The organism is Methylosinus sp. KRF6, from assembly GCF_018887255.1.
GTDB classification, from domain to species: Bacteria; Pseudomonadota; Alphaproteobacteria; order Rhizobiales; family Beijerinckiaceae; genus Methylosinus; species Methylosinus sporium.
This window is the reverse complement of record NZ_JAHLJF010000001.1, coordinates 911,315-930,163: the sequence shown is the minus strand read 5'-3', so window position 1 is coordinate 930,163 and position 18,849 is coordinate 911,315. Positions and strand designations below refer to the sequence as shown.

The following is an 18,849-nucleotide window of genomic DNA, read 5'->3' as shown; positions in this document are numbered from 1 at the left end:
CACCAAACGCAAGCTAGGGGGCAAGGCTCCGCAACACCAGATTCGCCATAGCGGCCGCACGCTCCTCGAGATCATCGAAGTGCCGCTCCAGAAGGTGCGGATTCCAACATAGCTCCATCGTCTGGAGGATGGCGCGACATGTTTCCTCGATGGGCGTCTTGCGTTCGAACTCGCCCTTCTCGCGTCCTTCCGCGACGAGCTCGCGGATGAGTCCCAGCATTGCCTCCTCGTAATCATCGATCGGTCGCCACGCCTCCGAGCACGCCGTGACGACGATTTCGTGAAGTTTGCGCTCGTTGAAGAAAAGCGCGGCGCTTTCGCGCGTGAGGCGCTGATACATAGCGCGAAGCCTTTCCGCGGCCGATTTCTTTTGGCCTACGATCTTCTGAAGCTCGACGATGATTCCACCTAGAGCGGCTGCGCTGACCGCTTCGCCGATCGCCTGCTTCGAGTCGAAAAATTTGTAGATATATGCGGTCGACAAGCCGATCGCTCTGGCGAGGTCCGCCACTGTCGTCTTGTTGTAGCCGTAACGCCGGAAATGCTCGTTCGCCGCGCTCACGATCTGCTCGCGCCGCTCATGTTCGGCCGGCCCGCGACGCCCCGGAGGTGAATCGGAAGAACGGTTCTTGCGGCTCTTTTCTGTCATGGAGCCACCATATGCCAAAATCGTGCGCTCAAATCCAATTCGGCTCGCGCCGGGATGCGAGGCTGGCGATCAGCGTCCATTCGAGCCTCCTGCGTGGCGGGTCCTGCCGATCTTCGACCGAACGGCGCGATCGCGCATCGAGCTCGGCCGCACGACGGTCGACAGGACGCCCGTTTGCGAACTTCCCAAATCTTACGCGCTTAGTTACTAGTTGACAATATCGTCACTAGTAACCTATTTCTCAGCCGCTGAGCTGGAGCGACGGCGGGCGTTGGTCACGCGCGCGACAGCGCAGTGTCGCCCCCACCCGATAGATGAGGCCCAGCCGATGAAATTCGCCTCCGCTCCGAAGCCTGCGCTTGCGCGAGACCACAAGGCGCTCGCTCTGGCGGCGACACTATTCGGGGTGAGCGTTTCGGGATGCGCCGTCGGTCCCGACTATGTAGCCCCGTCGATATCGCTCGCGGATTTTCATAGCATCGTCGCTCGCCCAGTGCGTCGGGGTGATTCTCCGCCGCTGGATCGATGGTGGACAGGGTTCGATGATCCGACGCTGACACGCATCATTCGGCGCGCCCTGGACCAAAATCTCGATCTGGCGGCATCACTCGCACGCGTCGAGCAGGCTCGCGCCGCCGCGCGGGAAGCCGGCGCCAAACTTTTGCCGACTACGGATACGACCGCGCAGGCGGTGAAAATCCGCCAGTCGCTCGAAAGTCCGGTCGGCGCAATCGGAAGAAACCTGCCCGGCTATGATCCGAACCAGGCTTTATTCGACCTCGGAATCAGCTCGAGCTGGGAAATCGACGTCTTCGGCGGCTTACGTCGCGGCGCCGAGGCGGCGAGCGCCGAGGCCGAAGCCGCCGAGGCGGCTCGTCTCGGGACGCGCATTTCGGTGGCGGCCGACGCCGCTGACGCCTATTTTCAGATACGCGGAGATCAAGCGCAAATCGCTGCGACGGAAGGGCAGATCGCTACTGACGCGCATCTGCTCGACCTCGTTCGCCAACGTTCCGCCCTCGGCCTTGCATCGGCGCGGGAAACGGCGCAGGCCGAAGCGCTTCTCTATCAGGCGCGCAGCGCTCTACCGCCGTTGCGCGTCGATCTGGAGGCGCAGCTCAATCGCCTCGACGTCCTCATGGGCGCGCAACCCGGGACCTATGCGGCGGAGCTGAGAGCGCCTGCGAACATACCATCGGTTTCTCGCGTTTTCGGAGGCGACAAGCCGATAGACGTCTTACGCCGCCGGCCGGACGTCATCGCCGCCGAACGGCGACTCGCATCGTCAAACGCGCGGATCGGCGAAGCGATCTCCGGCTACTATCCGAAAATCTCGATTTCCGGCCTGCTCGGCTTCGAAAGCATGAATGTTTCGCATCTCTTCAGATCCGCCACATTCCAGCCCCAGGCAGTCGCGGGCTTGCGTTGGCGGTTGTTCGATTTCGGCAAGATCGACTCCGAGGTGAAGCAGGCCGAAGGCGCGCACGCAGAGGCGCTCGCCAGATATCGGCAGTCGATCTTGCACGCGGCCGAAGACGTCGAAAACGCGTTCACCGGCTTCATGCAGGCCAAGGCGCAAACGAAAGAGCTGGAGGCGGAGATTTCGGCTGTGAAGCGGGCTCTCACTCTCGCGCAAAGCGCCTACCGCGCCGGCGGAATACCGCTCACCGACGCGCTCGACGCCAATCGGCAATTGCTGGTCGCCAGAAGCGCGCTCGCTCGCACTCGTGCAGACACGGCGAGGGCCGCTGTCCGCGTGTTCAGGGCATTGGGCGGAACGCCCGACTCCGCGCCGTGAACGATAGATGGTGGAGTTGACGATAGGCGGGCTCCGCGGTCCTGCGCATCCGGGGTCGACGGCGACAATGGAACCGTGGTTGTCTGCCCGAGTTTCATGCCGGCGAGCGCGATGGACACATCGCCGGCCAACTGATGAAATCGGTTGGCTGACCAGTACAGTCGTGCAGCGTTCAGCTTCGGAGAATGGTCGGCCGCGTTCATGAGCCTCGGCGTTCAGTCGCCGGAATTGCTTCGAGATACATCAAAGCCCTCTATCGCAGCATTGTTTCGAGGACCATGTCCGCCAGCCGCCCGAAAGGCGCGCGTAGAAGGCTGCTGGCGTTCCATTTGCCTTGTTCGAAAATGCCCTTGGCGTGGCTGAGGGCTCGGAAGCCTTCAATTCCATGATAGGCGCCGATGCCGCTCGAGTCTACCCCGCCGAAGGGCAGATCGTCCTGCACATAATGCATGAGCGTGCCGTTGATTGTGACATTGCCGGACGTTGTGCGGCTCAGAACTTTGCGCTGGTCCTCGCCGCCGCTGCCGAAATAATAGAGCGCCAGCGGCCGCGGCCGCGCATTAACGAAGGCGATTGCCTGGCCATCGCGAAGAACTCTTCTCGTAAGGAGGTTGCCGGCTGCAGCTCGGCGGCCGCCAGCGCTTCGCGTAATCGGTGTCAGATTTTTGGGCGCAGCCAGCGCGGAACAATCCAATGCCGCCGGTCTTGAAGTAGCCGGTTATTGGCCGTACATTGTGGCGAGGAGAAAATGGGCTATGACCGACGCAGCATCCAGGTCTGGTGGGAGGCGCGCCCGCGCGGAGCGATTGGAGGCCCGCGTCACCGCCGAGCAAAAGAGTCTGATCGAGCGGGCGGCCGCCCTGCAGGGGCGGAGCCTAACCGATTTCGTGCTGACCAGTGTTCAGGACGCCGCCCGGCGAGCTATCGAGGAACATAATCAACTCTCGCTTTCGGTCCGCGACAGCGAAGCATTCGTAGATGCGCTGCTCAACCCGAAGCCGGTCAATGATCGCCTTCGCGACACGGTGCGCCGCTATCGCGAGCGAACCGGCGCTTGACGCGTGCCTGTCGGAAAAGACGAGAAGCTCTGCGTCGAGCCGCTGGGGTCAGGCCATGATCGATCGGGGTTCGAATGCGGCGCAGAGCCGCTCGACCGATATTTTCGGACGCAGGCCGGTCAGGACGCGCGAAAGAACATGGCCGCGCCCTTCGTTCTGGTGCTGCCCGATGGAACGATCGCGGGCTACTACACGCTTTCGTCGACCTCCGTGCAACTCGCCGAACTGCCGGAATTGACCCTGCGGAAGCTGCCGAAATATCCGCGCGTGCCGGCTACGCTCCTGGGCCGACTCGCAGTCGATCGGCGGCTACAAGGGAAGGGATACGGCCGGTTTCTACTCGCCGACGCGCTTTACCGATCCGCCCGGAGCGAGATCGCGTCCTTCGCGTTGATCGTGGATGCGAAGGACGACAGCGCCCGCCGCTTCTACGAGCGAGAGAGTTTTCTGCCGTTCCCCGAACAGCCCATGAAGCTGTTTCGGACGATGGCGGACATAAAGCAGCTCTTCAAGTGACGGGCGCAGGGGGAGGGGGTGTCGACGGGGGCGCGATCACCTGTGCCGATGGGCGCCTGCGCGCCGATTTCACGCGCGGGAAAGCTTTCTGCCAGTCCCTGAACAGCCATGACGCTGTTTCGGACAATGGCAGACAGCACGGGGCTCTTCAAATGGGCGGAGAGGGGTGAGCCAATTGGTGATGTTGACGGCACTCTCGGGGAAACTCTTGCTTGTCCGTGGGCGCCTCCCGGTCGCGACGCTCCTGCAGGATCACGAAGATGGAGCCTCGAAATCGCGTCGCGGGCCGATTGGAACAACGCCACTCGGATTCAGCCAGGGATGGCTGCCATAATAATGGCCCTTGATGTGACCGAAATCGACGGTCGGGCGGATCGCCGGGTGCTGGTAGAGCGCCCGCGTGTAGCGCCAGAGAGAGGGATAATCGACGAGCGCCCGCAAATTGCACTTGAAGTGGCCGTAATAGACCACATCGAATCGCACCAGCGTCGTAAACAGCCGGATGTCGGCTTCGGTCAACCGTTCGCCGACCAGGAAGCGCCGCGACTCGATACGCTGTTCGAGCCAGTCCAGCGTCTCGAAGACATCGGCGGCGGCGGACTCATAGGCCGCCTGCGTTGCGGCGAAGCCGGCGCGATAGACGCCATTGTTGAGACCGGCGTAGACGCGCTCGTTGACGGCGTCGATCTCGCTGCGCAGCTCGGCCGGATAATAGTCGCCTTCCGCCGCGCCTATGTGATCGAAGGCGCTGTTGAACATCCGCAGAATCTCCGAGGATTCATTGGAAACGATCTTGCGGCTGTCCTTGTCCCAGAGCACCGGAACGGTGACGCGCGAGCTGCAGTCCGGCTCGGACAATGTGTAGAGCTGATGTAGCCATTGTACGCCATTCACCGTGTCTGGGATGACGCCCGGGCCGGGCTGGAATGACCAGCCGTCCTCGCCCATCAGCCAATGCGCGACCGAAAGGCCGACGATCTCTTCCAGGCCCTTCAGCCGGCGCATGATGAGCGTGCGATGCGCCCAGGGGCAGGCGAGCGAGACATAGAGATGATACCGGCCGGCTTCGGCCGGAAAGGCGGGCGCCTTGTCGGCGTCGCTTAGGCCGATCCAATTGCGGAATATGGAGGTTGGGCGCCGCAGCCGGCCGTCCTCGAGGAGCTTCTCGACGCCGCCGCGCCGCCACTGGCCCGCGATCAACTCACCCATGGACCTTCTCCTTCGTCGCATCGCGGATCATCGGGGCGACCTTTGCGCCGAGAAGCTCGATCGAGCGGCTCATCGCATCGGCGTCCAGCATCGCCGAGCTCATTTGAAAGGTGAGCCGCGAAACGCCGCCCAGCGCCTCATTCGCCGCGAGCGCGCGCCGGGCGACAGTCTCCGGGTCGCCGATCAGAAAGGCGCCATGGGGCGAGCACATCGCCTCGAAACCGGCGCGCGTGACGGGCGACCAACCTCGTTCACGGCCGATCTCCTTGAACATGTAAGCCCACCCTGGGAAGAATGCGTCTTTGGCGGCCTGGTCGGTGTCGCCGACGAAGCCCATTGCGTGAACGCCGACCTGGAGCGTCTCGTCCGCATGGCCGGCGCGGCGGCCCGCCTGCCGATAGAGATCGACGAGCGGGCGGAAGCGCCGGAAGTCGCCGCCGATGATCGCGACCATGAGCGGGAGGCCCAGCGTTCCGGCGCGGATGAAGGATTGCGGCGTGCCGCCGACGCCGAGCCAGATCGGCAGGCTGGCCTGATGCGGTCTGGGGAAGACGCCCTGGCCGGTCAGCGGCGGCCGGAAGCGTCCTTTCCATGTGACATGGTTCTCGTCGCGGAGCTTCAGGAGCAGTTCGAGCTTCTCGGCGAAAAGGGCGTCATAGTCCTGCATGGCGAGGCCGAAGAGAGGATAGGCCTCGCCGAAGGATCCGCGCCCGACGACGATCTCGGCGCGTCCTTTCGCGATGAGGTCGAGCGTCGCGAATTCCTGAAAGACGCGGACCGGATCGGCGGCGCTGAGCACGGTGACGGCGCTGGTCAGGCGGATTCGCCGAGTCCGCGCGGCGGCGGCGGCCAGGATCACAGCGGGCGCCGCGTCGAGAAATTCCTCGCGATGATGTTCGCCGACGCCGAACACATCGAGCCCGACGCGGTCGGCGATCTCCACTTCGTCGAGCAGACGCTCCATCCGTTCGGCGGCCGAAATGATTTTCCCCGTCGCAGGATCGGGGATGATCGCCGCGAAGCTGTCGACGCCGATTTCCATGCAGCTTCCTCGAGAAGCAGGCGCTCCGTAGAGCGCGTCACGTGCGCGTGGCGCCCTTCGATAAAAGGCCGTCGACGGCGTCGAGTAGGAGAGAAGCCTTCTCGACACCGAGCGCATGATCAGGCTCGGAGGCGGCGGCCGTCCAGGCTGAATGAGCCGGCGCCGAAGGCGGCGATCTGAAGAAGCCCTCCGACGATCGCGATGTTTTTCAGAAAGTGGATCATCTGGTTTTGATCGGCGAAATTCTTATGGAAGAGCACAGCCAAAATGAGCGTGAAGGCCGCCAGGACCAGGCTGACGAGTCGCGCTCTGTATCCGACGAGCAGAAGGAGGCCGCCGCCGGCCTCGACGATGACCGCGACCACCAGTCCGAGAAGCGGCGCAGGCAATCCGACCGAGGCGATATAGCCTTGCGTGGCCTCGGGGGCCGCGAGCTTGCCGAGACCGCCGAGGATGAAGAGCGCGGCGATCAGCAGGCGGCCGACAAAGGCGAAGGCGTTGGTGGACTTGGAGGCGTTGGTCTGACTCATATCGATGGAGCTCCAGAGGTTCGACATAGGGGAAAGGGCGTCGCCGCAGGGTCAGGCGGCGAGCGAAGCGATTTGGGCTTTCGTCCCGGCGATGGCGGCCGCTCTCGGCTCTTCGCCGAGATTGAGCCCTTCGGCGCGGATGATGGTGACGTCGGTCAGGCCGATGAAACCGAGAACGCCGCGCAGATAGCTCTCGTGATGTTCGAGCGAGGCGGCCGGGCTGTCGCCGGTGTAGACGCGGCCCCTCGTCGAGGCGATGACGACCTTCTTTGCCTTGGGCAACAGCCCTTGCGGACCATCGGCGCCGTATTGGAAGGTGCGGCCCGCCACGCAGACACGGTCGATCCAGCCCTTGAGCTGTGAAGGGACTGAGAAATTATACATGGGCGCGCCGATCACGATGATGTCGGCGGCGAAGAGATCGTCGATATAGGCCCCGCCGAGCGCGAGGTCCTGGCCGAGGGCCGCGCTCGTCACCTCGCCGCCCTGGAAGACCGCAATATGCGCATCCGAGAGGTGGAGCGCGGGCTCGGCGACGAGGTCGCGGCGGATCACCCGCGCGCCCGGATGAAGGGCCAGCTCTTTCGCCACGACCTCCGCGGTGAGCGCGCGGCTGACCGAATATCCGCCGAGTATGCTGGAATCGATGTGCAGGATCGTCGTCATTGGGAACTCCTCCGGGCCGCCTGCGCGAGGCGTCATAGCTTTGCGAGCGACGAGGTTTTTCAGAGCGCGAAACATGAGTGTGTAGGTCGCATGGTTGCGCGAACAGGAGAAGCCGGCATATTCTTATACCTACCATCGGATAATCCGATGGATTGGAGATGCGCTGTGCTGGACGGGGTCTCTCTGGATCAGTTGCGCGCTTTCCTCGCCGCTGTGGACGAGGGCAGCTTTTCCGCCGCGGGGCGGCGGCTGTCGCGCACCCAATCGGCCATCAGCGAAGCGATCGGCAGCTTGGAGACGCATCTGGGTGTCTCTTTGTTCGATCGCAGCGGGCGCTATCCCCGGCTGACGAGCGAAGGCGCTGTCCTCGTCGCCGATGCGCGGCTCGTCCTCTCCGGCGTCGACGGCCTGAAGGCGCGCGCCAAAGGCATGGCCGCCGGGATCGAAGCCGAGCTCTCGATCGCGGTCGACGTCTTCTTTCCGATCGAGGCTCTGGCCGGGGCGGCGACTCGATTCCGTGAGCAGTTTCCCCGCACGCCGCTGCGGCTCTATGTCGAGGCGCTCGGGGCGTCGGTGGAGCCGGTGATCGACGGACGCGCGAGCTTCGGCATCGCGGGACCCTTGCCCATGCTGCCTGGCGGGCTCGTCGCCGAGCGCCTGACCCACGTGCGCTTGTTGATGGTCGCGGCAGCGAACCACCCGTTGGCCACTTGGAAGGGCGTCATTCCGAAGGAGGAACTGGCCCGGCACGTCCAGCTGGTCCTGACCGATCGCTCCGCCTTGACGGCCGGGCGCGAGTTCGGAGTCATGGCGCCGACCACTTGGCGCCTAGCCGATCTCTTCGCCAAGCACGCCTTTCTTTTGAACGGACTGGGCTGGGGCGGAATGCCTCGTCATACCGTCCAATCCGATCTCGACGTTGGTCGGCTGGTCGAGCTCGCGATCGAGGACATACCGTCCGGGGGGCTCGCCTTACCCATGTCCGTCGTCTATCGGGCGTCCGACCCGCCGGGACCGGCGGGCCGCTGGATGATCGAACGTCTCGCGATGTGTCCGAAGCAGATGGGCGATGCGGATGCGATCGCATGATTTCGGAGCACGCCATCAACTGCCCACTTCTCTAGCGGTCTCACGCAGCGAGCTTTGGGACCACGCGCTCGACCAATCGCAAGAATCGGGTGTTGCGGGTCCCCGCAACCAAGCCCCTATATCCAAATCAACCCCCCGCCGTCGCTCCCCATCCCGTTGAGCGCAGCCAGCCCCGCCGATTGTGCGGATTGCGGGGCCTGTGCGGGCGGGAATGAATCTCTCCGCTCATCGCGTTTCCCGGGCACAAACCGAATCGATAATCGACACTGCTGCGTCGATTTCGCTCTCAGCGACTGCAAGCCCAGGAAATAAGCCGAGGAACGATCCCATGGCGCGGGTGAGGAGCCCGCATTCGGCCAGTCGAGCGCGCATCGGCTCGGCTTCTTCGGGGCATTCCAATCCCTGCATCAGGCCGATGCCGCTCAATGCCGTAAACGCGCCGCGGCGCTTATAGAACAATTCGAGCAGCCGATCTTCGAGACGCCAGCTTCGGTTTTGGGCGCGTTCCAAAAAGCCGCGAGACATCAGTGCATCGACCGCGGCGCGCCCGCTGCGCAGTGCGGCCCCCTCGACGAGGAGAGGCCGCTCCGGCGCCCCGCGCGCCATTTTTTGCGTGACGATCACCGTCGCCAGCGACGAGGCGTCTCCTCGCCGATGCAGGGCGACCATCACATCCGGGGTCACGCCCGTCCATTCATGCGCCCAGAACATTCCTGAACGACCGAAGCCACAAGCGCTTTCGTCGTAAACGAGCGCAAGTCCATATTCGTCCGCCGTCTCGCGCAGTCGGGCGAGCAGCCTTCCCGGAACAACCTCGAACCCGGATTTCGTCCTCACGGGAGCGATCAGAATTGCAGCGGTTCTATTGTCGATCTCCGTGGTCAATGCGATCGGATCGTCGGTTTGGAGCAAGACGACTTCGCCATCGCTTTCCAAGCCCGGAGGCAAGCCCCCGGCTTCACCGGACGCTCCTGCGCAGACGACGAGTCGGCGACGCTTCGGACGTCCGACAAGCCGATGATAACGCCGAATCGTCTCGATCGCGTAGCGCCAAGCCTCTTCCTCGGAAGGCAAAAAAAACACACGGTCGCCAAAAGAAATGGACGCGATCTTCGCGGCGAGCGGCTCGCTCGGATCGGCGGCCGTCGGCTCGTCGCCTCGCTCGCACGATAGCGCGACCATGTCCTGCGCCGACGCCGCGAAATGTTTCTCGAGCCCGAGCGAAGAACCCGAAAAGTCGATCGGACCGGCGACCGCGCCGCCGTCGGCGACAGGCGCGGCCTCATCTTTGGGCTCATTGACCGAATCAGACGATGGGTCGGACATGTTAGCTGTTCGAGGGGCTGTGCTCGCCTCGATAGGCAAGGATCGGGCCATAGGGGCAGGTTGCCGATCGCCGACGCCGGGCGTCGAATCGAACGCTGGAAGCGGCGCGTGCTCGCGAAAGATCGGATTCGCTCCGCCTCGGACGATGATGAGGGGGAGTGGGAATGTGAGCAGTTCCAACACTTCGACCCGTGCGAGCCCGATTGGCTCCGGCGAACCGATATGGCGGCGGCGACGCCTCGCCCCGGCTGTCGCGGTCGGAGTTCACCGCGCACCTTTTTGGTGGTTTAATTGGTGCCGCAAGAGGGATTCGAACCCCCGACCCCATCATTACGAAGGTGGAAGGTAGGGGGTTCGAAGCCTTTGTTTTCATGCACTTATCTGAATCGAAAAACCCGATTTTCGCGCCTATTTTTCGTATAACCGGACTATGGGCGGACTATGGAACCGCCGCCGAGCTATATCGAATTAGGAATAGCTGAGTCTGGAGCAAGCCCCAGCGCCGTGCGTCTGGACCCGTCCTCCTAATTTGACTCCCTAACCCGGAATCAAACCGTCGCCTGCCGTGTTTTTGATCGCAGCCGGCGAGCCGCCGACGCTGTTTCAAGTTGAAACGGCGTCGGACCTTCGCAAGGACGGTCGCCCAAATCGCAAGGGACGGGGACAGCCGGACGAACTTCGACCACCTGTCACATAAGGACGGGGACAGCCGACCGAAGTTCAAGGACGGGTCCAGACGCAGAGCGCTGGGGCTTTGCTCCAGAACAAAACAGGAATAATGAGCCGCCTCTCTAAGAATCTGGACTTTTCCACCAACATTCTGTAGAATTCTCAACAGTTGGACAAAAGGTAACAGTTGCCGTCAGAAGAAGTCGAGTGTTCGCCGACCTTGCATTTTGACCGACAGCACTATTACGACAGCCGGTCGGGGATCGGTTAGTTTCGCCTCTATCAGACTCCCGCCGCACGGCATCGGCGGTTGAGAATATAGGCGACAAAGAATCCAGCGCTTTAGCTGAAACGCACAACTAGCTAGTCAGCTAAACTCGGCGCGACGTTGCGACTTCGGTTGGAACGGATGTCCAACGTCGCGCCCCTCGAATTCAGTTTCCGCGCCGTGCCTTGTGTCAATCGCTCTCGGATGACCGCAGGTAAAGGCAGGCGCGGGAACGGCGCGGCGGCAGTGATTCTCCACCCATTCCGGGACTGCCGCCGCGCCATCCTCCAATTCAGTTTTGCGCCTGCCAAACTCGCACGACGGAGCGCGAGCCACGGTCAGACAAGGCGCAAATCGCCGCCCGAACCCTTATTGGCATTCGGGGCCTGCTACTCCACAGGCAACGGGCGGCACAGCGCGAGTCCTATCACCGGAGCGAGAGTTTTCCATTCCTTCTCTCTCGCGACGGGTCCGGTGAAGGACTCGCGCCACCAACGCAAGGCAAGTCGCAATGAGTCTACAGTCAGTCGGCCGCGCGCAATTCGCGAAGATGCGTCGCCTCGCACAGGGCGGCACGAAGCAAGTCACGTTTCGCCTGTTCGATGATATCGCCTACGACCCGGAGACTGGCACAGCGACTGAGCCGATGTCAGACCATACGATCACCGTCTTTGCGACGCGGGGCTCGACGCAAGAGACGAAGGTCGGTTCCATCATCGCCACAGAATTTCAGCTCGTATTCGAGCAGGGCTTACTCCCGCGCGTTCCGCTTACGCAGGATGAAGCAATCATCGATGGCGCTCTCTACAAGGTCGTGTCGAGCGACATCAATGCAATGGGCGTGCATATGACTGTCACCGTGCGCGCCGCTTGATCGCCAAACAACGCAACGTTTTTAGGTAAACAATGGTGAATCCGATCGATCGGCCCTTCTACGTCCTAGGCGCGCAAGACGTTTGCACATTGCTCGGGATTTCATACCCGACTCTTCAGCGACTCCGCCGCGAAGGGCTATTTCCCGAGCCGACGATTCCAGGTCGTCAACCTCGCTGGTCGTCAACCGTCCTGAAGGAATTCGTCGCCGGGAAGTGGCGGCCCAATTCACAGAGCGCGACTCTCTCAGTCACCGGCGGCGCTGGCCATGGCGCGATAACACGCGAGTCCGCAGAGTGAGCGCAGCGACTCCCGGCTTCGGCACTCCCGGCAACCCGGCCTTCAGCGTCCGGCGCGGCGACACGCTCGAACTTCGTGGCGTCGTGACGCTACCCGCCGGCTCTTGGTCCGCCGCGGTGGCGTTTCGCGCCGGCAACACGCGTGTCGTGATTCCATCAACGCTGATCTTGCTCGGGCCGAATGAGTCGAATTCATCAAAGAACGATTGGATTCTGACGCTCGCCGAGACATCGGAGAACACGGCGAGCTGGCCATCGGCGACAAGCTCATACGACTATTTCGTCTGCGCCATCACGTTTTCAGACGAGTCGCTCCCGCCGATCGTTCGCACGACTGACGACTTCAGCATTCTCGTTCAACCGCGTCGCGTCTAACAATGGCGGAAAAGATCAAGATCGTTTTCGAAGACGCGCTGGCGTTACCGCCAATCACTCTCGCGTCTCCCGATGGTAAGCGATCTTTCAGCGTGCGCGCAAATCGCCCGCCTGAGTCAATCGAGCTAGGCGAGTTCTTTCGAGGTCCGCCAGACCCGACTCCTGCGATCATTTCCTTGATTGCGGCGACGACGATTCCAGGACATCGCGCCGTCATGCTCGACGTTGCTGGCATGGCCACGCTTGCCGACCCGACGCAACGCCCGTTCATTCTTGCCGGAGTTTCGGCAACCGCTGCAAACACTGGCGGGCGAGTCAATGTCATCATAAGCGGCCTTATCGAGAATGACTTGTGGTCGTTCACGCCGCTTTCGCCGATCTTCGTCGCACCTGAAGGAAAACTAACACAGGTCCGACCAACGGCGGGCGTTCTCCAAATCATCGGCGCGGCGCGGACTCCTACGTCGCTGCTGCTTTCTCCACAATCACCAACTTTGCTGAACTGAACCACGTATCCCACGGGAACCGCAGGGACCAATGACCGACTCACATTCGATTCAGATTTCCGTTGACGCATCGCGCGGCCTCGCCGGCCTCAACGCGCTTCGTCAAGCAGTCCAGGCTACAGGCCGAGAGCTGCAACAGCTCAGTTCGTCAGGTGGCGGCAACGCGTTTGCATCGCTCTCACGCTCACTAAGCGACACGTCGAGAGGGTTCGAGTCGCTGAAGCGTGCCACGCGCGACAACGGACTCGCCGAGTTCAATCAAAGCATCTCGGCACTGTCGCGCGGTATGCCAGTCGCCGCGCGAGAAATCGTAGCGCTCGCGAGCGCGTTCATCGTGAATCGCAACGCGGTTGCGCTGTTCGCTGGCGCTCTGGGGACGGTTGGCCTAGGAAAGTTGGCGTCCGACTCCATGGCTGCGGGCACGGCTGCATTGAACCTACGAATCGCCGTCGACTCCGTCGCGTCGAGTGGCAGCGAGGCCGGGCGCGCGCTCACATTCATTCGGCAGACAGCACAGGACCTCGGACAGCCGCTCGACGTTGCGACGAAGCAATTCGCTTCCTTCTACACGTCGGCGCGCGCATTGGGTAAGACGCCTCAGACGATCGAAAACGTATGGCGCGGGTTGTCTACCGCAATGAGCGCCCTTCACGTCGGGCGACAGGATCAAGCGCTCTTCTTCAAGGAGCTGCAAGAGACCTACGCCATGAACAAGATCGATGCGACGCGCTTGGTTCGCAGCATGTCGACTCACTTGCCGGGCCTCACGGCGAGCATGAGTCAGGCGCTCGGAATCACTGGTGCTGAAATGCACCATCGCTTCAAGAATGGCGGACTCAGCGTCGACTCGTGGGAAAAGTTGGCGGCGCTCCTAGAGAAGCGCTATGGCGGCGGCGTCAAGGAAGCTCTCGACCACGCGCAAGGTTCCGTTATCGCCCTGTCGAATTCCTTCGAATTGCTGAAGCAAAAGAGCTTCGACTCAGGAATCGACTCGGCAATCGCTGGCGTCGCGAACACCGTCAACAGCATCCTGAAGCCGAACGTCGACAGCATCGCGAGCGCGCTCGGAACAGCCTTTCAGCATGGTTCGGCTGGCGTTCAGTTGCTCATGACGAAGCTCTATGAGCTACGTTCTCCGCTCACGACAATCGGAACGATCCTCGCCGGCTATGCCGCTTATCAGGCAACCTTCGCCATCCTCGCGGCGGGCGTCTCATTCTTGCTGCGTCCAATCGGACTTGCCGTCGCCGCTGGCGCGCTCCTCTATGCGACGTGGGAGTCTTTCGAGCCGACAGCTCAGAAGCTCGCCGCCATTTTCCAGCACCTCGGGCAAGGCGTAGCGAATCTTTCAGCGATCATCGCAGACTCGACAAAGGGATTCATCAATTTTGGGGCTGTCGCCGCATGGGCGGGCGAAAAGGCAAGCTCTGCATGGTCGTTGTTGACCGGTGGCGTCGACAAGCTCGCCAACAACGCAGGCTACAAGGCCGGTAACGATTACCTGTCAGGCATTGCGTCGGCTGCGTCCGGCCTCACGCGCAAGCTCTGGGGCGGTATCGAATCGTCAATGCCTGATTTCCTGAAGCCCACAAAGCTGGTTGACGATTACAAGCGCCTCCTAGACGCAACGCGACCAAAGGAGTTCACGCAGCACGGCGACTACGCATCGAACGCAGATCGCTACAATCACCCGAACAATGATTTGAGCGAAGAGCAGTCGAAGCTTTATGCGAAGCTCTCGACAACCACGGCGGCGTTGAAGACCTATCGCGAAGAGCTGGAAAAGATTGCGGGTATGCGCGGAAAGATCGATCCTCTTTCCGGCTCGCTCATTGGCGACGCAGAGATTAACAAGCTTCGTGAAGCCGCTCGCGAGCAAGCTTTCACTCAAGCCTTTCCCGCTGCAAACCGAATCTCTGAGATGGTCGATAAGCTCCGACTCGAACAGGAAGCCATCGCGAACGCGGGCGGACTCTCGAATAAGGAGGCCATGCAGCAAGAGCGCGAGTTCCTTCAGATCAAGCTCGAAATGAAGAAGCGTCACGTTGACTTGACTCGCGAAGAGACGGCAGCGCTTCGTGACCTGATTCGGGCTGAACATGAATTGACGAAGGGCGGATCGAACGGCTTCAGCCAATGGGCGAACCAACAGAAGACATCCGTCGAGTCGATGAACGACAACATCAAGAGCAGCCTCGACTCGCTCGCCGATGGAATCGCGAAGATTGCAGTCGAAGGTAAGGGCAAGTTCAAGTCGCTCGGCGAGGCCATCCGCAGCGAGTTCGCCGATATCGCGAAGCGCATCGCGAGCGACTTCATCAAGGCCGGCATTCGCGATTTGATGGCGCAAGCCATCAAGGGAATGAGTCTGGACTCGTCCCTCACGTCGACTCTTTCCAAGGCCATCGGCGGCGGGCAAAACATCATCGATAAGGCCAATGGGCAGTTGGATAAGATCGGCGAGGATGCGTTGAATTCGGTCGCGACCGCAAACATGGAAGTTCAGGCTGGTATCGTCAACCTGAACGCGTCCGGCCTGACAGGATTCTCGCCGAGCGGCTTCAACGCCAATGCCGTAGGAGGAGTCGAGCCAAAGAGCGCGAGCGAGTCGTTGTTCGCGGGTAACGCACTCGCGGGGCGGGACCAGAGCATTACGCCTAATTCGGTCCAGGCGTTCGCTCAGATTCTCGCGCCATGGAAGAAGGGCGACGCTCCGAACAACATTACATCGAACAGCGTCGCCGAGTTCGCCAAGATCGCGAACCTTCAGAAGCCTGTCTCTGTCACCGACTCCGCCGGCCTCACGTTGCCGAAGAGCCTTCCTTCATTTGGCAAGCCTTCCGACCTGGAGTCGCTCTTCAAGAACGCGGGCCTTTCATCGACAACGGAGAAGGCGCTCCGCACGGTCGATCCTAATTTGCAGGCCGTCATCCTTCGCGCTCAGGAATTGAGCGGAACCAAGATCGCCATGAACGGACTCATGGGTGCTCGCACGGCCGAACAGCAAAACGCATTGTTCCGACAGAATCGGCCCGGTCATTGGGTGACGAGCAAGGACGGCTACAGCAATCCGAGCAACCACCAATCCGGCAACGCCGCAGACGTGACATTCGCCGATGCGAGCGGCAAGATGCGCTGGGGACAGCCGGACGAATATCGCCGCTTCAATTCCCACGTCCAGCAAGCAGCGCGCGAACGTGGAGTCGGTGTGAACTGGGGTGGCGATTGGAAGACGCATAAGGATTGGGATCACTGGGAGATGGCGCGCGGCAGCAAGCCGACTCCCGTGAGCGAGCGTTCGTTCACGTCCTACGCAGGATCGAACGTTGACGAGTTCAAGCGCGCATCGAGGGCGTTCGAAGAGAACATGCGCCAGTCGACGCAGAAGGTTTCTGCCGACTTCACGTCGAAGCTCGACAGCGCCGTGAAGCAGCCTGCCGACTTGCTGAAGAGCGATCTTTCGCAGAGCTTTTCACATGCGTTCGGCAACGGCGGCGCGAAGGAACTCACGAAGCTCGGCGACTCGATCAAGGACGTTGCCAGCGATTCCAGCTCGGCCATTCCGGCGCTTACCGGCCTTGCGTCGAAGATCGCCGGCCTTGCCAGCGGTGGGGGCGGCGGAGCTGGTGGCCTCATTGGCGGGGCTGTGAGCCTCATTGGTGGCCTATTCGAGGAAGGTGGCCTCAGTGGCAGCGCCGTGACCTCGGCAACAATGCCGGCGAGCTATTGGGTTGGTGCGCCAGCGTATGCCGAGGGAACACCGAACACGTCGGGCGCTATGCCAGCGATCTTGCACGACAATGAGGCGGTGATTCCGTTGTCACGCGGTCGCGAGATTCCGGTTGACCTGCGTGGCGCGGGAGGTGGTGGCGACACTCACGTCACCTACAACATGCATTCCAACGTCCAGGCCCGCGACTTCGACAGCTTCCGGCGCAATTCGAACCAGATGGCGGCGGACTTCCACAAGATGGCGGCGCGGATGCACGTTCGGAACAACTGAGTTGAGCGACGATCGGCGCGAGTGGTTGACTGACGTAGCGATTTTGCTGGTCTTGATCGACGCGATTTGGAGATTGCTTTCGGCGGAATGAGTCGCCGGAACGGCGCGCCGTCGCTCGGTCCCGATGGTTGGCGGGAGGTCACGAGCGGCGGCGCGGCGCTTTCATCGCGTATTAAATGTTATCGGCTATGCGAATAGCGACGCTGTAGTTAGTTCGCCTTGGGGCTTCGCATTATGAAACGATTCGCATTCGCTATTTTCGGCCTAGGCCTTGCCTGCGACGCCAGCGCGTCGACCATCAACCGCACGGCGAAGGTTTGTCCCGATAGCACGACGGGAAGTAATATCTGCATCGTGGTCAAGAAAAACACGCTTGTGATTCCCGTGGCGATGGATCGCTGGAATTTCGAGTTTCGCCTTCAGCCGAATGGCCCGGTTTACAATATCGACCGCGCTTCAGTGAACGATTGACAGGAGTCGACCATGGGCAAGCTCCTCCTCTCCATCGCCTTCGTCGTCGTCGCTTCTCCGGCCTTCGCCGATCGTTCTTCGGATATCGAGGGGCGTGCCGGACAATGCCTAGAGCGCGTCGCCGCGCAATCGATCGCGCGAAACAAGCGTTTCGTCGAAAACGACATAACGCGCCGCTTCGTCGCATCCTGCGACGCGGAAATGTCGACGCTCGTCAAAGATCAAGGATTGAATAGCGCCCTTGCGACGATTGCCGGATATTTGCACTTGATCGCCGCAGACGCCGCAGGTTTTCAATATTGACGGGCGAGGAATAAGAGCGACGGGGAGACGCTTTCAGGACTCAGGCGGCAGAGCTTGCAACCAGAATGTGAAAGTCAAGTCGTCGTCGGTTCCAGACGGATGAATGTCGCGCCTCAGCTCGCGTAGGAGCGCGTTCAATAGGCGGTCGTGCGCTTCCCGCGTCCGATGTTGGTTCGTGAAGGAAACCTCTTCCTGATAGGCCCGCAAGGCTTTCAAGACCGACATTGGAGCTATTAGCGACATGGCGTTTACAGCGTCGGTCCATTGGCGCATGGACTCCGGCGTCGAGCGTCCTTCGACAATGCCGGACAGGGCGAGGATGAATTGCTGATATTGAGCGAGCTTCAGCTTGCGCCAGTCGGCTTCGTGTTCACGACGACGAGTCAGGGTCGCGGTGACGATGACGGCGATCAATCCGGCTATGGCTGTTATCACGGTTGCGAACATGATCGCCTCTCCTACTGAAATTTCCGGCGCTTGAACGCGAGGATATCAGCCGGAGTCAGCTTGAACCATTCGCCATTCATCCGACGATCGGCGAAGCGCCTGTGCCAATAAGCTTCGATTCCCGATGGATCATCGGTCGTGATGGTATGCTCTAACGTCGTCGCCTCTGGCAGAGCGACCTTGATCTCTTTTATTCGGCGCTCGATTTCGTCGCTCTTGCCGATCTTATAATGAGCGCCGGAGCGTAGGAGATAGACGAAGCCATCCCTGGCAGCGCCACGCGTCGGGCGCTCTGTAGGAGCTGGCGAGGGCGCTGGCAGCATCGCCAGCACGTCGTCATAGCCGCCAGCGGTCGAAGCCCATTCACGTAGGCTCGCGATCAATTCCGCCTTGGTCGGAAAGCGCTTGTCCATTATCGAAGCCGGAAAGGCTGCGTCGATATTCCGATACATCTTGAACTCGGCCTGCGTTGGCAGCTTCCCGTAATGACGGAATGCCTCGGCGACCTTGGAAAACAGTTCGTCGTCTGGAATTTTGGGCGTGAGGCTGTTCGGCTCGAAACCGGCTTCCTTTATGGCGTCGCCCCACTTCACCCAAAAGCGACCGCGCCAGTCGATTTCCCTGATTCCCGTTTCATTGAGGAATGTCCTACGTCCGGGCGGATTGCCTCCGTTCTCCGATGCAATCCTTTTGATCTCGGCAATTATGCGGTCGCGCATGAGTTCGATCGTGTTCGATGAATCGTCGGCGCA

20 protein-coding genes are annotated in these 18,849 nt (G+C 61.4%); 11 read left to right on the top strand and 9 right to left on the bottom strand.

The window, feature by feature from the left end; all coding sequences use genetic code 11:
• Positions 1-13: 13 nt before the first annotated feature.
• Positions 14-649 carry a TetR/AcrR family transcriptional regulator gene (locus KP010_RS04490; protein ID WP_142863580.1) on the bottom strand — a complete coding sequence of 212 codons (636 nt, stop codon included), beginning with the start codon at positions 647-649 and terminating at the stop codon, positions 14-16.
• A 328-nt stretch (positions 650-977) separates the two neighbouring features.
• Here KP010_RS04490 and KP010_RS04485 point away from each other — a divergent pair, with 328 nt between their 5' ends.
• Positions 978-2,447 (top strand): efflux transporter outer membrane subunit, encoded by a 1,470-nt coding sequence (locus tag KP010_RS04485; RefSeq protein WP_142863579.1) that lies wholly within the window; start codon positions 978-980, stop codon positions 2,445-2,447.
• A gap of 253 nt (positions 2,448-2,700) precedes the next feature.
• On the opposite strand, the gene KP010_RS04480 is transcribed toward KP010_RS04485, so the two are convergent.
• Positions 2,701-3,141, bottom strand: a complete 441-nt coding sequence (locus KP010_RS04480) for an aldehyde dehydrogenase family protein (RefSeq protein ID WP_142863578.1) — start codon at positions 3,139-3,141, stop codon at positions 2,701-2,703.
• A 61-nt stretch (positions 3,142-3,202) separates the two neighbouring features.
• On the opposite strand from KP010_RS04480, the gene KP010_RS04475 reads away from it, so the two are divergent.
• Together KP010_RS04475 and KP010_RS04470 are read left to right on the top strand one after the other, a co-directional pair.
• A complete protein-coding gene (locus KP010_RS04475) occupies positions 3,203-3,505 on the top strand; it encodes a DUF1778 domain-containing protein (protein ID WP_142863577.1) in 303 nt (100 codons plus the stop codon).
• A 3-nt stretch (positions 3,506-3,508) separates the two neighbouring features.
• Positions 3,509-4,021, top strand: coding sequence for a GNAT family N-acetyltransferase (locus tag KP010_RS04470; RefSeq protein WP_142863576.1), 513 nt, complete (start codon positions 3,509-3,511; stop codon positions 4,019-4,021).
• Between the two features lie 252 nt (positions 4,022-4,273).
• Here the strand turns inward: KP010_RS04470 and KP010_RS04465 are convergent, their stop codons facing one another.
• The 4 genes from KP010_RS04465 to KP010_RS04450 form a co-directional block, all read right to left on the bottom strand.
• Entirely contained in the window at positions 4,274-5,230 is a 957-nt protein-coding gene (locus KP010_RS04465; protein ID WP_142863575.1) for a glutathione S-transferase family protein, read from the bottom strand.
• Positions 5,223-6,272, bottom strand: coding sequence for an Atu2307/SP_0267 family LLM class monooxygenase (locus KP010_RS04460; RefSeq protein ID WP_142863574.1), 1,050 nt, complete (start codon positions 6,270-6,272; stop codon positions 5,223-5,225). The genes KP010_RS04465 and KP010_RS04460 overlap by 8 nt, the downstream gene beginning before the upstream one ends.
• Before the next feature lie 119 nt (positions 6,273-6,391).
• Positions 6,392-6,802, bottom strand: coding sequence for a DoxX family protein (locus KP010_RS04455; RefSeq protein WP_142863573.1), 411 nt, complete (start codon positions 6,800-6,802; stop codon positions 6,392-6,394).
• A gap of 51 nt (positions 6,803-6,853) precedes the next feature.
• Positions 6,854-7,468 carry an FMN-dependent NADH-azoreductase gene (locus KP010_RS04450; RefSeq protein ID WP_210244302.1) on the bottom strand — a complete coding sequence of 205 codons (615 nt, stop codon included), beginning with the start codon at positions 7,466-7,468 and terminating at the stop codon, positions 6,854-6,856.
• 165 nt (positions 7,469-7,633) lie between these two features.
• Between KP010_RS04450 and KP010_RS04445 the strand changes: the two genes are divergently transcribed.
• The gene (locus tag KP010_RS04445) at positions 7,634-8,557 is read left to right on the top strand and encodes a LysR family transcriptional regulator (RefSeq protein WP_142863625.1); all 924 of its coding nucleotides are present in this window, start codon (positions 7,634-7,636) and stop codon (positions 8,555-8,557) included.
• A gap of 225 nt (positions 8,558-8,782) precedes the next feature.
• Here the strand turns inward: KP010_RS04445 and KP010_RS22610 are convergent, their stop codons facing one another.
• Positions 8,783-9,442, bottom strand: a complete 660-nt coding sequence (locus tag KP010_RS22610) for an aminotransferase class III-fold pyridoxal phosphate-dependent enzyme (protein WP_253203535.1) — start codon at positions 9,440-9,442, stop codon at positions 8,783-8,785.
• 1,928 nt (positions 9,443-11,370) lie between these two features.
• On the opposite strand from KP010_RS22610, the gene KP010_RS04435 reads away from it, so the two are divergent.
• From KP010_RS04435 to KP010_RS04410, 7 genes are all read left to right on the top strand, one after another.
• Entirely contained in the window at positions 11,371-11,694 is a 324-nt protein-coding gene (locus KP010_RS04435) for a hypothetical protein (protein ID WP_216280475.1), read from the top strand.
• 32 nt (positions 11,695-11,726) lie between these two features.
• A complete protein-coding gene (locus KP010_RS23195; RefSeq protein WP_371824188.1) occupies positions 11,727-11,993 on the top strand; it encodes a helix-turn-helix transcriptional regulator in 267 nt (88 codons plus the stop codon).
• Positions 11,990-12,367, top strand: a complete 378-nt coding sequence (locus KP010_RS04430) for a hypothetical protein (protein WP_216280474.1) — start codon at positions 11,990-11,992, stop codon at positions 12,365-12,367. Before KP010_RS23195 ends, KP010_RS04430 begins: the two co-directional genes overlap by 4 nt.
• Before the next feature lie 2 nt (positions 12,368-12,369).
• Positions 12,370-12,873, top strand: a complete 504-nt coding sequence (locus KP010_RS04425) for a hypothetical protein (RefSeq protein ID WP_216280473.1) — start codon at positions 12,370-12,372, stop codon at positions 12,871-12,873.
• A 31-nt stretch (positions 12,874-12,904) separates the two neighbouring features.
• Positions 12,905-16,876 carry a tape measure protein gene (locus KP010_RS04420; RefSeq protein WP_216280472.1) on the top strand — a complete coding sequence of 1,324 codons (3,972 nt, stop codon included), beginning with the start codon at positions 12,905-12,907 and terminating at the stop codon, positions 16,874-16,876.
• Between the two features lie 234 nt (positions 16,877-17,110).
• A complete protein-coding gene (locus KP010_RS04415) occupies positions 17,111-17,347 on the top strand; it encodes a hypothetical protein (RefSeq protein ID WP_216280471.1) in 237 nt (78 codons plus the stop codon).
• Positions 17,348-17,359: 12 nt separating this feature from the next.
• Positions 17,360-17,650 carry a hypothetical protein gene (locus KP010_RS04410; RefSeq protein WP_216280470.1) on the top strand — a complete coding sequence of 97 codons (291 nt, stop codon included), beginning with the start codon at positions 17,360-17,362 and terminating at the stop codon, positions 17,648-17,650.
• A 33-nt stretch (positions 17,651-17,683) separates the two neighbouring features.
• On the opposite strand, the gene KP010_RS04405 is transcribed toward KP010_RS04410, so the two are convergent.
• Positions 17,684-18,097, bottom strand: a complete 414-nt coding sequence (locus KP010_RS04405; RefSeq protein WP_216280469.1) for a hypothetical protein — start codon at positions 18,095-18,097, stop codon at positions 17,684-17,686.
• Between the two features lie 11 nt (positions 18,098-18,108).
• A complete protein-coding gene (locus tag KP010_RS04400) occupies positions 18,109-18,816 on the bottom strand; it encodes a GIY-YIG nuclease family protein (RefSeq protein WP_216280468.1) in 708 nt (235 codons plus the stop codon).
• Between the last annotated feature and the right edge of the window lie 33 nt (positions 18,817-18,849).

Bases quoted from the DNA above. Each gene is read 5' to 3' on its own strand.
- KP010_RS04450 (WP_210244302.1), bottom strand. From the start codon at position 7,468: ATGACGACGATCCTGCACATCGATTCCAGCATACTCGGCGGATATTCG.
- KP010_RS04420 (WP_216280472.1), top strand. From the start codon at position 12,905: ATGACCGACTCACATTCGATTCAGATTTCCGTTGACGCATCGCGCGGC.
- KP010_RS04400 (WP_216280468.1), bottom strand. From the start codon at position 18,816: ATGCGCGACCGCATAATTGCCGAGATCAAAAGGATTGCATCGGAGAAC.
- KP010_RS04460 (WP_142863574.1), bottom strand. From the start codon at position 6,272: ATGGAAATCGGCGTCGACAGCTTCGCGGCGATCATCCCCGATCCTGCG.
- KP010_RS04465 (WP_142863575.1), bottom strand. From the start codon at position 5,230: ATGGGTGAGTTGATCGCGGGCCAGTGGCGGCGCGGCGGCGTCGAGAAG.
- KP010_RS04485 (WP_142863579.1), top strand. From the start codon at position 978: ATGAAATTCGCCTCCGCTCCGAAGCCTGCGCTTGCGCGAGACCACAAG.
- KP010_RS04455 (WP_142863573.1), bottom strand. From the start codon at position 6,802: ATGAGTCAGACCAACGCCTCCAAGTCCACCAACGCCTTCGCCTTTGTC.
- KP010_RS04405 (WP_216280469.1), bottom strand. From the start codon at position 18,097: ATGTTCGCAACCGTGATAACAGCCATAGCCGGATTGATCGCCGTCATC.
- KP010_RS04490 (WP_142863580.1), bottom strand. From the start codon at position 649: ATGACAGAAAAGAGCCGCAAGAACCGTTCTTCCGATTCACCTCCGGGG.
- KP010_RS04475 (WP_142863577.1), top strand. From the start codon at position 3,203: ATGACCGACGCAGCATCCAGGTCTGGTGGGAGGCGCGCCCGCGCGGAG.
- KP010_RS23195 (WP_371824188.1), top strand. From the start codon at position 11,727: ATGGTGAATCCGATCGATCGGCCCTTCTACGTCCTAGGCGCGCAAGAC.
- KP010_RS04435 (WP_216280475.1), top strand. From the start codon at position 11,371: ATGCGTCGCCTCGCACAGGGCGGCACGAAGCAAGTCACGTTTCGCCTG.
- KP010_RS04425 (WP_216280473.1), top strand. From the start codon at position 12,370: ATGGCGGAAAAGATCAAGATCGTTTTCGAAGACGCGCTGGCGTTACCG.
- KP010_RS04415 (WP_216280471.1), top strand. From the start codon at position 17,111: ATGAAACGATTCGCATTCGCTATTTTCGGCCTAGGCCTTGCCTGCGAC.
- KP010_RS04410 (WP_216280470.1), top strand. From the start codon at position 17,360: ATGGGCAAGCTCCTCCTCTCCATCGCCTTCGTCGTCGTCGCTTCTCCG.